At 71.3% G+C, this 13262-nt stretch carries 9 protein-coding genes; 3 read left to right on the top strand and 6 right to left on the bottom strand.

What is annotated here, in order from left to right; translation table 11 throughout:
• Positions 1 to 161: 161 nt before the first annotated feature.
• Entirely contained in the window at positions 162 to 362 is a 201-nt protein-coding gene (locus tag ACFVDP_RS37940) for a helix-turn-helix transcriptional regulator (RefSeq protein WP_383500289.1), read from the top strand.
• Between the two features lie 25 nt (positions 363 to 387).
• Here the strand turns inward: ACFVDP_RS37940 and ACFVDP_RS37935 are convergent, their stop codons facing one another.
• From ACFVDP_RS37935 to ACFVDP_RS37925, 3 genes are all read right to left on the bottom strand, one after another.
• Positions 388 to 4101 (bottom strand): ABC transporter ATP-binding protein, encoded by a 3714-nt coding sequence (locus tag ACFVDP_RS37935; protein WP_383500286.1) that lies wholly within the window; start codon positions 4099 to 4101, stop codon positions 388 to 390.
• 536 nt (positions 4102 to 4637) lie between these two features.
• Positions 4638 to 5681: an alcohol dehydrogenase catalytic domain-containing protein gene (locus tag ACFVDP_RS37930; protein ID WP_383500283.1), complete on the bottom strand. Its 1044-nt coding sequence runs from the start codon at positions 5679 to 5681 to the stop codon at positions 4638 to 4640.
• Positions 5682 to 5776: 95 nt separating this feature from the next.
• Entirely contained in the window at positions 5777 to 6994 is a 1218-nt protein-coding gene (locus ACFVDP_RS37925; protein WP_383500280.1) for a cation:proton antiporter, read from the bottom strand.
• 74 nt (positions 6995 to 7068) lie between these two features.
• Here ACFVDP_RS37925 and ACFVDP_RS37920 point away from each other — a divergent pair, with 74 nt between their 5' ends.
• Positions 7069 to 8013, top strand: a complete 945-nt coding sequence (locus ACFVDP_RS37920) for a PrsW family intramembrane metalloprotease (RefSeq protein ID WP_383500277.1) — start codon at positions 7069 to 7071, stop codon at positions 8011 to 8013.
• Between the two features lie 77 nt (positions 8014 to 8090).
• A complete protein-coding gene (locus tag ACFVDP_RS37915; RefSeq protein WP_383500274.1) occupies positions 8091 to 8405 on the top strand; it encodes a heavy-metal-associated domain-containing protein in 315 nt (104 codons plus the stop codon).
• Positions 8406 to 9035: 630 nt separating this feature from the next.
• Here ACFVDP_RS37915 and ACFVDP_RS37910 read toward each other — a convergent pair.
• The 3 genes from ACFVDP_RS37910 to ACFVDP_RS37900 all read right to left on the bottom strand — a co-directional run bounded on the left by ACFVDP_RS37910 (position 9036) and on the right by ACFVDP_RS37900 (position 13240).
• Positions 9036 to 10325 carry a citrate synthase gene (locus ACFVDP_RS37910; protein WP_383500270.1) on the bottom strand — a complete coding sequence of 430 codons (1290 nt, stop codon included), beginning with the start codon at positions 10323 to 10325 and terminating at the stop codon, positions 9036 to 9038.
• Between the two features lie 198 nt (positions 10326 to 10523).
• Positions 10524 to 12779, bottom strand: a complete 2256-nt coding sequence (locus ACFVDP_RS37905) for an ATP-dependent RecD-like DNA helicase (protein ID WP_383500267.1) — start codon at positions 12777 to 12779, stop codon at positions 10524 to 10526.
• A 53-nt stretch (positions 12780 to 12832) separates the two neighbouring features.
• Positions 12833 to 13240 (bottom strand): Imm7 family immunity protein, encoded by a 408-nt coding sequence (locus ACFVDP_RS37900; RefSeq protein ID WP_383500264.1) that lies wholly within the window; start codon positions 13238 to 13240, stop codon positions 12833 to 12835.
• Positions 13241 to 13262 lie beyond the last annotated feature (22 nt).

Genomic DNA, 13262 nt, shown 5'->3' with positions numbered 1-13262 from the left:
TCTACTGTCACGCTTGTCCGCCCTACGCGGGTTCTGCGTCACAGGCGTCCCACAGCCCCTCCCTTCAGCTCCGCGCCCGTCGTTCTCCGGGCACAAGGTGAGTGATCACCGGCGGCCACCCCCGAGCCGCCGGGCGACACCCGCCAGGGAAGGAGCCACCCATGGCCGACCGCAGGCTCTGGTCGTACAAGGAGATCGCCGCGCACATCCGCGTGCAGCCCGACACCGTGCGCTCGTACCGCAAGCACGGTCTGCTGCCCCCGCCGGACCACGTCGAGAGCGGCAAGCCCTACTGGTACGCCGACACGGTCCGGGCATGGGTGGCCGCCCGCCCGCGCAACCGCGGCCGCTCCATGGACTGAGCGCACCACCCCTGTGCAGGCGGCCCTAGGCGGGGATCACCCCGTCGTCGTACGCGGACCAGAGCGCGGCATAGTGGCCGCCGGCCGCGACGAGCGCCTCGTGCGGGCCGTCCTCCACGAGGCGGCCCCCTTCCAGGACGAGGACGCGGTCCGCGCGGGCCGCCGTCGTCAGGCGGTGCGCGACGACGATCGTGGTGGGGGCGGCCGTCGCCGCCTCCACCGCGCGCCCCACCGCCGCCTCCGTGGCCAGGTCGAGCGCCGCGGTCGCCTCGTCGAGGAGCATCAGGTCGGGGCGGATCAGCCGGGCGCGGGCCAGCGCGATCAACTGCCGCTGGCCCGCCGAGAGATTGCGGCCGCGCTCGGTGAGCCGGTGCCCGTACCCCTGGGGCAGGCCCGCGATCATCCGGTGCGCGCCGACCTCCTCGACGGCCGCGCGCACCTCCGCGTCGGAGGCGCCGGGGCGCCCGTAGGCGATGGCCTCGCGGACCGTCCCGCCGAAGAGATACGCCTCCTGGGGTACGAGCCCGATCCGGCTGCGGTAGGCGAACCCGTCCATCGCGCGCAGATCCACGGAGTCGATCTCGACGGCGCCGCCGGTCGGCAGGTACATCCGGGCGACCAGCTTGAGCAGCGTCGACTTGCCCGCGCCGGTCGTGCCGACGACGGCGACCGTCTCCCCCGCGCCGATCCGCGCGCTGACCCCGTCCAGGGCCCGCTTGCCGCCGCCCTCGTACGCGTAGTGCAGGTCCTTCAGGACCACCTCGCCGCGCATCCGCCCGGCGCTGCCGAAGGCGGGCAGCGGCAGCGGGCGGTGCGGCTCGGTGACCGTGGGCCGCTCGCGCAGCAGTTCGCGGCAGCGGCCGAGGCCGACACGGGCCCGCTGGTAGCCGTCGAGGAGCTGCGAGGCGTTGCGGATCGGGCCGAAGACGAGGCCGACGTAGAGCAGGAAGGCGACGACGGTCCCGGTGCTGGCCGCGCCGTCCGCGACCCGCCAGGCGCCGACACCGAGGATGAGGGCGGTGGTGGCGTCGGAGAGGAACTCCACCGCGGAGAAGAACCAGGCCAGGGAGCGCTGGGAGCGCATCTGGAGGAGCCGCTGCTCCTCGGCGAGGACGTGGAAGCGGGCGGCGCTGCGGTCCTGCCTGCGGTACGCCTGGGTGACCCGCACCCCGTCGATGGCCTCCTGGAACGCGCTGTTGAGCCCGCCGAGCTGGGTGCGGGCACGGTCGTAGCGGCGCTTGGAGACACGCCCGTACCACCAGCACGCGACGGCGAGCACGGGCACGACGACGAGGACCGTGAGGGCCAGGCCGGTGTCGAGGGCGAACATCAGGGCGAGCACCCCGGTGAACAGCATGACGCTGACGGCGGAGTCGAGCAGCCCGCTCTGCACGAACTCCCCGATCGCGGCGACGTCGCTGACCATCCGGGTGACGGCCGCGCCGCCGGACTCCCGCTCGAAGTAGTCGAGGCCGAGCCGCTGGAGATGGGCGAACATCTTGACGCGCAGCTCGTACAGGATGCGCTCGCCGGTCCGGGCGATGGCCCGCATCTCGTACGCGAAGACGAGCCAGTTGGCGACGGCGGTGGCCAGCAGGCCGCCCGCGACGGCGGTGAGCGCGGCTCCGTCGTGGCGCCGCACCCCGAGGTCGATCGCGGCGCTGACCAGGCGGGGAGCGAGCATCAGCAGGGCGGTGTCGGCGACGAGGAGCACGCCGATGGCGAGCAGCCGGGCCCGGTAGGGGCGCAGCAGCCGGCGCAGGGTGAAGTCGGGGTCGGCGGCGCGGGCGCGGGCCTCGTCGACGTCGGGGTCGCGGGTGGGGACGACGTCCGGGTCACGGATGGGGACGGCGTTGGGGGCGGGCCGGTCGGACGACGGAAGGGGGCCGGCCGGAAGGGCGCCGCCGACAACGGGCCCGTCCCCCGCCTCCTGAGCCACCTCCTCCAGTTCAACCAGCTCGTCGAACTCCCCCAGGTCCTCCAGCTCCCCCAGCATCAGCTCGCGGTAGCGGGGGCAGCGGGCGGTCAGTTCGTCGTGGGTGCCGGTGTCGAGGACGCGACCCGCCTCCAGGACGGCGATGCGGTCGGCGAGGCGGAGGGTGGAGCGGCGGTGGGCGACGAGCAGGACGGTGCGCCCGGCCAGTTGCGTGCGCAGGGAGGCGAGGATGGCCGCCTCGACCTTCGGGTCCACGGCGGAGGTGGCGTCGTCCAGGACGAGGATGCGCGGATCGGTGAGCAGCGCCCTTGCCAGGGCGAGGCGTTGGCGCTGGCCGCCCGACAGGGTCAGGCCCTGGGCGCCGAGCACGGTGTCGTAGCCGTCGGGCAGCGCGCGGACGAACGCGTCGGCCTGCGCGGCCCCGGCAGCGGCGTGCACCTCGTCGTCGGTGGCGTCGGGGCGGCCGAAGCGGATGGTGTCGCGCACGCTCTCGGAGAAGAGCAGGCTCTCCTCGAAGGCGATGCCGACGGCGTCGCGCAGCGAGTCCAGGCGCAGTGCGGTCACGTCGGTGAGCGCGCCGGCGGGGCCGATCCGCACGGCGCCCGCGTCGGCGTCGTACAGCCGCGAGAGCAGTGCGCCCACGGTGGACTTGCCGGAGCCCGAGCCGCCGACCAGGGCGAGGGTCTCGCCGGGGGCGATGGTGAGGTCGAGGCCGTCGAGGGCGGGGGCGGCGCCGGACGCGCCGGGTTCGTGCGCGAAGGTCACCCGGTCGAAGACGACGGCGAGCGGCCCGTCCCCGACGGCGACGGCGTCCGGCCGCTCGGTCACCTCCTGCTCGGCGTCGGCGAGTTCAAAGATCCGTACGAGTCCGGAGCGGGCCTCCTGGGCCTGTCCGACCATGGTGGAGAGCATGCGGACCGGGCCCATCATCGCGGCCAGGTAGGTGGTGAAGGCGACGAAGGTGCCGAGGGTGATGTCACCGCGCACGGCGAGCCAGCCGCCGAGCAGGACGACGCCGAACCGGGCGGTGCCGGGGAGCAGTTCGCCGAGCAGGCCGGCGTAGCGGGCCGCGACGTAGCGCCGGTGCACGCGGGCGGCGAACAGGCGCCGGGCGAGCCCGGCGTAGCGGTCGGTCTCGGCGTCCTCCTGGGCGAAGCCCTTGACGACGCGGACGCCCGCGATGTTGGACTCGACGGCTTCGGACGCCTCGCCGGTGCGTTCCTGGACGGCGCGGTCGGCGGGGTAGATCCGGTCCCGGGAGTGCCGGGCGAGCAGCATCATCGGCGGGACGACGGCGAGGGCGACGCAGGCGAGCAGCGGGGAGAGGGTGAGCATGACGCCGAGGGTGAGCAGCAGGGTCAGCCCGTTCTGCGCGAGCAGGGGGAGCGATCCGGTGAGGTCGCGGACCACGGCCACGTCGTTCACGGCGCGGCTCAGTACGTCGCCGGAGCGCAGGCGGTCGAGGCGGCGGCCGTCGATGCGCTGGATGGCGTCGTGCAGCATCAGCCGCAGGTCGCGCTCGACGCCCCACTGGACCTTGCCGGCCCACCAGCGGCGCACCCAGGAGGCGCCGAACTGGGCCGCGGCGACGGCGAGCAGCAGGGTGATCCAGGGGGCCGCGGCGTCGCGTCCGGCGACGATGACTCCGTCGACGACCCGGCGGATGATCAGCGGGGCCGTGGTGGTGAGCAGGACTCCGGCTACGGCGCCGAGGCAGGCCAGGGTGACGGCTCGGGGCCTGGCCCAGCAGAGCGCCGCGAATCGGCGCAGCCAGTCGCGTTCCGCCTGTTTGCCGCTCGTCATCCCGCGCCGCCCTCTCGCCCACCCACCAACCCAAACCGAAGCAATCTGGCAGCCCACCCCACCCGAGAGCAACCGATTTTCCCCATCCCTGGGCCCCTGGATTGCCGGTCGGGTACGGCCCGGTGGGGCTTCTCGCGCAGTTCCCCGCGCCCCTTATCGGGTCGTCGTTCGGCTGACGGCCGGTGGCCGCTTCTCGCGCAGTTCCCCGCGCCCCTTATCGGGTCGTCGTTCGGCTGTCGGCCGGTGGCCGCTTCTCGCGCAGTTCCCCGCGCCCCTGAGATGCGCACTTCGTGCGCCATCTCATCAAAGGCGCGCCACCCACCCTTCAGGAGAGGCGCGCCCCTGGCCAAGGTGGAGGCGCACCACCTGCCCAAGGCGAAGGCGCGCCCCCTGCCCAAGGTGGAGGCGCACCCCCGTCCCTCCAAGAGAGGCGCGCGAAGCGCTGCCTCAGGGGGAGGCTGCGCGCAGCGCATGCCTCAGGGGCGCGGGGAACTGCGCGAGAAGCCCCACCGGGCCGCAGACGAGCGACAACCTGCTCAGCCCGCGGCCGACGGCGCCACCACAGTCACCCCCACCCCCACCGCCCCCTCCCCCATGGCGGCCAGAGCCCCCGCCGCGTCCTCCAGCCCGATCACCGACGTCACCAGCAGCTCAGGCCGCAGAACCCCGCCCCGCACCAACTCCAACATCCCCGGATACGCATGAGCCGCCATCCCATGACTCCCGAGCAGCTCCAGCTCCAGAGCCACCACCCGCCCCATCGGCACCACGGGATCCTCGGCCAGCAACCCCACCTGCACATGCCGCCCCCGCCGCCGCAACGACCCCACGGACGCGGCACACGTCACCCCCGCCCCCAGCGCGTCCAGCGACAGATGCGCCCCGCCCCCGGTCAGCTCCCGCACGGCGCCGGCCACGTCCGCCACGGCTCCGGCCTCGACACACGCGACGGCCCCGAAGCGGCGGGCCATCTCCAGCGCCCCGGCCGAGACGTCCACGGCCACGACCCGCGCCCCGGCCGCCGCCGCGATCATCACGGCCGACAGGCCGACTCCCCCGCACCCGTGCACGGCCACGAACTCCCCGGCGGCGACCCGCCCCTGCTGCACCACGGCCCGGTAGGCGGTCGCGAACCGGCAGCCGAGCCCGGCCGCCGTCGTGAACTCCATCTCCTCCGGCACGGCCACGAGGTTCACATCGGCATGGTCCAGAGCCACGTACTCGGCGAAGGAACCCCAGTGGGTGAACCCGGGCTGCGTCTGCCGCTCGCACACCTGCTGGTCCCCGGCCGCGCACGCCGCGCACCGCCCGCAGGCGCACACGAACGGCACGGTCACCCGGTCCCCGACGCGCCAGCCGCGCACGTCCGCGCCCACCGACTCCACGACCCCGGCCAGCTCGTGCCCGGGAACGTGCGGCAGCACGATGTCCGGGTCGTGCCCCATCCAGCCGTGCCAGTCGCTGCGGCACACCCCGGTCGCCGCCACCCGGACGACGACCCCGTGCGGCGCGGCCACCGGATCCGGCACCTCCCGCACCTCGGCCCGCTCCCCGAACCGTTCGAAGACAACCGCGCGCATGTGCCCGCCCTTCCCGTCAGCCGATGATCTTCACCCCCGTCACCCCACGCCACGCGCCGCCGTCGCACAACCCCTGCCGGACGAGTACCAGGGGTTCACCACGACTCGGCGCCCTTCACCGGCCCCCGCGGCAGCGCCCGCTCCCCCTTGCCGGCCCGCAGCTTCAGCCCGATCAGCGGGAAGACCAGTACGGACACCATCGCGGCGCCGACCAGCGCCGCCGCCACGTCCGTGGGCAGCGCGCCGTCCTGGACGCCGATGGTGGTGATGGCGACGACGAGCGGCAGCGCGGTCGAGGAGAAGAAGGTGAGGGAGAACCGGTCCCGGCCGACCAGGTCGTCCGGCGCGAAGAAGTAGACGGGCAGGCCGCGCACCACCAGGAACAGGACGAGGAAGACCGGCAGCAGGAGCAGCGCGGTGCCGCCGTCGAGCAGCGCCTTCAGGTCGAAGTCGATGCCGGTGACGACGAAGAAGACCGGCACCAGGAACCCGAAGCCCATCGCCTCCACCTTGCCGAGGACCTCGCCGGCGCTGTCGGGCGCGGCGCCGTGCAGCACGAGGCGGACGATCATCCCGGCGGCGAACGCCCCGAGCAGCGTGTCCACCCCGAGCGCCTGCGAGAGGCCGAGCATCAGCGCGAGCAGCAGCACCACGAGACGTACCGCGAACTGTCCGCTGCTGTGCAGGGTCTTCGCGATGACCCGCGAGAACCACGGCGGCCGCGGCCGCATCGCCCACAGCACGGCGAGGGCGGTGAGGGCGGCGAAGGCCAGCAGGAGCAGCGCCGAGTCGAGCGGCGAGCGTCCGCTGAGCAGCAGCGCCATGGCGATGATCGGCCCGAACTCGCCGACCGCGCCGAACGCCATCAGCACCGAGCCGAACCGCGAGTGCAGGTCTCCGGAGTCGCGCAGGACGGGAAGGATGGTGCCCAGGGCCGTACTGGTGAGGGCCGTGCCCACGTACACACCGCGCGCGTAGGACCAGTCGGCGAGCGCGATGGCGAGGACGAGGCCGACGGCGAGCGAGACGATCCAGGCCCAGGCCGACCGTTTGAGGGTGCTGCCACGGATCTTGTCGAACTCGATCTCGTACCCGGCGAGAAAGATCAGCATGGCGAGCCCGAGGTCGGACAGGGTGTCGACGCCCGTGTCGTGGCTGGAGGCCCAGCCCAGCACGTCGGGGCCGACCAGGATGCCCAGCAGGATCTCGAAGATCACCAGCGGGACGGGCAGCCACCGCCCCGCGCCGTAGGCCAGAAGCGGTGCCAGAACCGCGATGACCATGATCAGAATGAGCGTCCCGGGCTGCGACATAGCGGCTGTCTACCATAGGATTCCGACAAATCACCCATAAGCACAGTCAGTTGCAGGGAAGTCGGAGGACCACCGTGGCGAACCACCAGCCCTCCGGGGCACCGCAGGCGCGGATCCCCCAGCAGCCGGCGCCTCCGGGCCCGCAGATCCGCGCCGGGCTCTGGAAGCGCTGCCTGTGGGGCGGCCTGGCCCTGTGGGTCCTGACGGCGGTGGTCACGTACGCCACGAAGAACACCACCCTGCTGCCCACCCTGATCCTGCTCGGCAGCTTCCTGGCCCCGGCGGTCTTCGTCCTGTGGGCGTACGAGCGTCACGGCCGCGACCTGGGCGTGAACCTGATCCTGGGCTGCTTCCTGATCGGCGGCATCCTCGGCGTGCTCGGCGCCTCGGTCATGGAGTACTACCTCGTCCACCCCTCCCTCTGGATGTTCGTCGGCGTCGGCCTGATCGAGGAAGCCGTCAAGCTGGCCGCCCTGATGTACGTACTCCACCGCTATCCGCGCGTCAGCGGCCTGCGGGCCGGTCTGGTCCTGGGCGCCACCGTCGGCTTCGGCTTCGCGGCGTTCGAGAGCGCGGGCTACGCGTTCAACGCGGCGGTCACCATGAAGGGCATCGACCTGCGCTCCCTCCTGGAGACGGAGGTGCTGCGCGGGCTGCTCGCGCCGTTCGGCCACGGTCTGTGGACGGCGATCTCCGGCGCGGTGCTGCTCTCCTTCCGTCGCCCGAACGGCCGCTACCGCTTCACCGGCCCGGTGATCCTCACGTACCTCGGCGTCTCCCTGCTGCACGCCCTGTGGGACTCGATGCACGGCATCGCGCTGTGGCTGGTGGCCCGGCTGACCACCTCGGGCCTGGACCGCAGCCTCTTCGCGCAGGGCTACCTCCCCGAGCCGACCGACTCCCAGAAGCATCTCTTCGCGCTGTTCTCGATCGGCGGCCTGGTCCTGATCTCGCTCTTCGGCATCTCCTGGGCGCGTTCGCTGGCGCGGCGCGATCCGTCTTGGAGAAGTACCCCCTAGGGGTATAGGGTCGGCTGCGTCAGACGGTGCCGGGGGTACCCGGCACCCGCCGCTCCACGCCCCTCCAGGAGAACGACATGAGCGCCCACACCGAGCTTCCGCAGGTCTCCGCCGAGCCGGCCGGCTCCTGCTGCGGCGGCGCCTGCCACTCGGACGCCGCCCCTTCCGCCACCGAGGGCGCTGTCACCACGGTCTACCAGGTCAAGGGGATGACCTGTGGTCACTGCGAGGGCGCGGTGGCCGGTGAGATCTCCGAGCTCGACGGCGTCGCCTCGGTCACGGCGGCCGCGGCCACCGGCCAGGTCACAGTGGTCTCCGCGGTCCCGCTCGACGAGACGGCGGTCCGCGAGGCGGTCGACGAGGCCGGCTACGAGCTGATCGGCCGCGTCTGAGCCGAATCAGGTGCTCGCGGAGGTCGGTTTGGGACTGTCATCCGTGTTTGTGGTCACAAACAGCCTTCGACTTCGCAAGTTCACCTAGTTGCACCTGGACCTCCACACAATCCACACGGCACAATTGCAGCACTCCCACGCAGGAGCCGATATCCCCATATCGGTTCTCTTGCGTACGCACAGGACATATGCAAGAGACGCAGATCACACCGATCCGAACGTAACCCTTTGCAGGTCTCGTGAGTCTAAGGAGGCGATGCAGGAACGTCTTGGGGGGCGTTCCCGTGTCGAACGGGCCCGTCTTGGGGGACGGTCCCGACTGCGTTGGCCGGGGCACGTGCACCGGGGGGCTTGAGCGGCCCACCCCGTACGTACGTGCTTCGGCGACCGACGCACACAGACGCCCGGCCGGATCCCGTGGGGGGAATCCGAACCGGGAAAAGGAAAGCGCCCCGACTGTCGGCCCGTGGGGGGACTGACAGCGGGGCGCTTTCTATTACCCGCTACTACCTGCGCTTTCGCGCCCCGTAGGGGCGCGGGGAACGGCGCGAGCAACCACGACGGGGCCGCGGCGAACACCCGACCGCACCGCCGACGGCGCGATCGTTCACCCGGCCCCGAGCGGAGCGACTAGCGCTGCTCCACCGGCACGAAGTCGCGCTCGACGACGCCCGTGTAGATCTGGCGCGGGCGGCCGATGCGCGAGCCCGGCTCCTTGATCATCTCGTGCCACTGGGCGATCCAGCCCGGCAGACGGCCAAGCGCGAAGAGCACCGTGAACATCTCGGTCGGGAAGCCCATGGCCCGGTAGATCAGGCCGGTGTAGAAGTCGACGTTCGGGTAGAGCTTGCGCTCGACGAAGTAGTCGTCGGCCAGCGCGTGCTCTTCCAGCTTCAGCGCGATGTCCAGCAGCTCGTCGCTCTTGCCGAGCGCCGAGAGGACGTCGTGCGCCGCCGCCTTGATGATCTTCGCCCGGGGGTCGAAGTTCTTGTAGACGCGGTGCCCGAAGCCCATGAGCTTCACGCCGTCTTCCTTGTTCTTCACCTTGCGGATGAAGGTGTCGACGTCGCCGCCGGAGGCCTGGATGCCCTCGAGCATCTCCAGCACCGACTGGTTGGCACCGCCGTGCAGCGGACCCCAGAGGGCCGAGATGCCCGCCGAGATCGACGCGAACATGTTGGCCTGCGAGGAGCCGACCAGACGCACGGTGGACGTCGAGCAGTTCTGCTCGTGGTCCGCGTGCAGGATGAGGAGCTTGTCCAGCGCCGAGACGACGACCGGGTCCAGCTCGTACTCGGCGGCCGGCACCGAGAAGGTCATGCGCAGGAAGTTCTCGACGTAACCGAGGTCGTTGCGCGGGTAGACCACCGGGTGGCCCTGCGACTTCTTGTACGCGTACGCCGCGATCGTCGGAAGCTTGGCGAGAAGGCGGATCGTCGAAAGGTTCCGCTGCTGCTCGTCGAACGGGTTGTGGCTGTCCTGGTAGAAGGTGGACAGCGCGGAGACGACCGACGACAGCATGGCCATCGGGTGGGCGTCGCGCGGGAACCCGTCGTAGAACCGCTTGACGTCCTCGTGCAGCAGGGTGTGCTGCGTGATGTCGTTCTTGAAAGTGGAGAGCTCGTCCACGGTGGGAAGCTCGCCGTTGATCAGCAGGTACGCCACCTCCACGAAGGTGGAGCGCTCGGCCAGCTGCTCGATCGGGTAGCCGCGGTAGCGGAGGATGCCCTCTTCGCCGTCGAGGTAGGTGATCGCGGATTTATAGGCGGCAGTGTTGCCGTATCCGCTGTCGAGGGTCACCAGTCCTGTCTGGGCCCGGAGCTTCCCGATGTCGAAGCCCTTGTCGCCGACGGTGCTGTCGATCACCGGGTAGGTGTATTCGCCATCGCCGTACCGCAGTACTACAGAGTTGTCGCTCACGTCATCCCTCACCGACGTAGTGCCTCTTCTTCGAGGTGCCCTGACTGTCTCTACCATCCCCCACTTGGCCCAGCAGAGTGCACTCGGGGTCGTCCATTGGACCGATTGGCGGCACTCAGTGCCTCCAGCCTGCCCATCCTGCCCCCTATCACCCTGGTTCCGGAAGTGCCCTGTGACGTTTGCGACTCGTTTGATCGATCAAATCTTTTGAAGAGTCGCGCCCGCCAACCGGAAATCCAGCGCCGTACAGCGCCTACCCGCCGAAACCGTGCGCACCGCCTGCGCCAGCGCCTTCCTCGACCCGACCAGCACGACCAGCTTCTTCGCACGCGTGACAGCCGTATAGAGGAGATTCCGCTGGAGCATCATCCACGCACTCATGGTGACGGGGATGACCACGCAGGGATACTCGGAGCCCTGGGAGCGGTGGATGGTGACGGCGTAGGCGTGCGCCAGCTCGTCCAGCTCGTCGAACTCGTACTCGACCGGCTCGTCCTCGTCCGTCAGGACGGTGAGCTTCTGCTCGTCGGTGTCGAGGGCGGTGACGACGCCCACCGTGCCGTTGAAGACGCCGTTCGCCCCCTTTTCGTAGTTGTTGCGGATCTGGGTGACCTTGTCGCCGACGCGGAAGACCCGGCCGCCGAACCGCTTCTCGGGCAGCTCGGGGCGGGCGGGGGTGATGGCCTGCTGGAGCAGCGCGTTCAGATTCCCGGCGCCCGCCGGGCCGCGGTGCATGGGGGCCAGCACCTGGACGTCGCGCCGGGGGTCGAGGCCGAACTTGGCGGGGATGCGGCGGGCCGCGACATCGACAGTGAGCCGGCCCGCCTCCTCGGTGTCCTCCTCCACGAAGAGGAAGAAGTCCTTGAGGCCCTGGGTCAGCGGCGGGGTGCCGGAGTTGATCCGGTGGGCGTTCGTGACGACGCCGGACTCCTGGGCCTGGCGGAAGATGCGGGTGAGGCGGACGGCGGGGACGGGGCTGCCCTCGCTGAGCATGTCGCGCAGCACCTCGCCCGCGCCGACGCTCGGCAGCTGGTCCACGTCCCCGACGAAGAGCAGATGGGCGCCCGGCGGGACGGCCTTCACCAGCTTGTTGGCGAGGAGGAGGTCGAGCATGGACGCCTCGTCGACCACGACGAGATCGGCGTCGAGCGGCCGGTCCTTGTCGTACGCGGCGTCACCGCCCGGCTTGAGTTCGAGCAGCCGGTGGACGGTGGAGGCCTCGGCGCCGGTCAGCTCCGCGAGCCGCTTGGCCGCCCGCCCGGTCGGCGCGGCGAGCACCACCTTGGCCTTCTTGGCGCGGGCCAGCTCCACGACGGAGCGCACGGTGAACGACTTGCCGCAGCCGGGGCCGCCGGTCAGCACGGCGACCTTCTGTGTCAGCGCCAGCTTCACGGCCTCCTCCTGCTCGGGCGCGAGCGTCGCCCCGGTCCGGTCGGCGAGCCAGGACAGCGCCTTGTCCCAGGCGACGTCCCGGAAGGCCGGCATCCGGTCGCCGTCGGTGCGCAGCAGCCGCAGCACCTGGGCGGAGAGCGACAGCTCGGCCCGGTGGAAGGGGACGAGATAGACGGCGGTGACCGGCTCCCCGTGCTCGCCGGGCACCTGCTCGCGGACGACGCCGACCTCGCCGGAGTCCGGGTCCGGCTCGGTCAGCTCGGCCAGGCACTCGATCACGAGCCCCGTGTCGACCTGGAGCAGCTTCACCGCGTCGGCGATCAGCCGCTCCTCGGGCAGGAAGCAGTGGCCCTGGTCGGTGGACTGCGACAGCGCGTACTGCAAGCCGGCCTTGACGCGCTCGGGGCTGTCGTGCGGGATGCCGACGGACTGGGCGATGCGGTCGGCGGTGAGGAAGCCGATGCCCCAGACGTCGGCCGCGAGCCGGTACGGCTGGTTCTTCACGACGCCGATCGAGGCGTCCCCGTACTTCTTGTAGATACGGACGGCGATGGAGGTGGAGACGCCGACGGACTGCAGGAAGACCATCACCTCCTTGATGGCCTTCTGCTCCTCCCACGCGTCGGCGATCTTCTTCGTCCGCTTCGGGCCGAGCCCCGGCACCTCGATAAGCCGCTTCGGCTCCTGCTCGATGATGTCGAGGGTGTCGAGCCCGAAGTGCTGGGTGATCCGGTCGGCGAAGACCGGCCCGATGCCCTTGACCAGGCCGGATCCGAGGTAGCGGCGGATGCCCTGGATGGTGGCGGGCAGCACGGTCGTGTAGTTCTCGACGGTGAACTGCTTGCCGTACTGCGGGTGGGAGGCCCAGCGGCCCTCCATCCGCAGCGACTCCCCCGCCTGCGCCCCGAGCAGCGAGCCGACGACGGTGAGCAGATCGCCGCCGCCTCTCCCGGTGTCCACGCGCGCGACCGTGTACCCCGTCTCCTCGTTCGCGTACGTGATCCGCTCCAGGACCCCTTCGAGCACCGCCATGGAGCGCGCCCCCGCCGCTTGATCGGTCATGATCCGACGGTAGCGGTGCGCACTGACAACGCGGGAGGGCCCTGGCGGTCCCGTCAGGACCCGCCCTGTCCGGGGAACGGACTCTCCAACTCCGGGACGCACGGGGACAGCAGGGGCTCGGTGTGGTGGGTGACGGCGCCACGGGCGAGCCTGACCACGCGCATCTGGTTCGCGTGGCCCGGGTCCTCGTCGTCGCGGATGTGCAGCAGTCCGTACGAGCCGGGGGCGACGGCCGCGACATGCTCGTACAGGGCGACGGGGTGGGGAGCCGTGCGGTGGTTGGCGTGGCCGCCGATGTGGAGGAACGGTTCGCCGTTCATCCAGCGCAGGTCGAGGAGGTACGGGGCGGCCAACCCGTCGATGTGGAGGCGGAGTTCGTCGACGATGCGCGGCAGCGCGGACTCCTCGCTGTCGGCGTCCGCGCTCTGTCTGACGGTGATCCAGCCGTGGTACTCGAACACGTTCCGCCCCCCTGATCGAGTG

It is taken from the genome of Streptomyces sp. NPDC057694 (assembly GCF_042799415.1).
In the GTDB taxonomy this organism is placed as follows: Bacteria; Actinomycetota; Actinomycetes; order Streptomycetales; family Streptomycetaceae; genus Streptomyces.
Note: the sequence above shows the minus strand (reverse complement) of the source record. Positions and strands in the feature narration are given on the sequence as shown.

Bases quoted from the DNA above. Each gene is read 5' to 3' on its own strand.
- ACFVDP_RS37925 (WP_383500280.1), bottom strand. From the start codon at position 6,994: ATGTCGCAGCCCGGGACGCTCATTCTGATCATGGTCATCGCGGTTCTG.
- ACFVDP_RS37940 (WP_383500289.1), top strand. From the start codon at position 162: ATGGCCGACCGCAGGCTCTGGTCGTACAAGGAGATCGCCGCGCACATC.
- ACFVDP_RS37905 (WP_383500267.1), bottom strand. From the start codon at position 12,779: ATGACCGATCAAGCGGCGGGGGCGCGCTCCATGGCGGTGCTCGAAGGG.
- ACFVDP_RS37930 (WP_383500283.1), bottom strand. From the start codon at position 5,681: ATGCGCGCGGTTGTCTTCGAACGGTTCGGGGAGCGGGCCGAGGTGCGG.
- ACFVDP_RS37915 (WP_383500274.1), top strand. From the start codon at position 8,091: ATGAGCGCCCACACCGAGCTTCCGCAGGTCTCCGCCGAGCCGGCCGGC.
- ACFVDP_RS37935 (WP_383500286.1), bottom strand. From the start codon at position 4,101: ATGACGAGCGGCAAACAGGCGGAACGCGACTGGCTGCGCCGATTCGCG.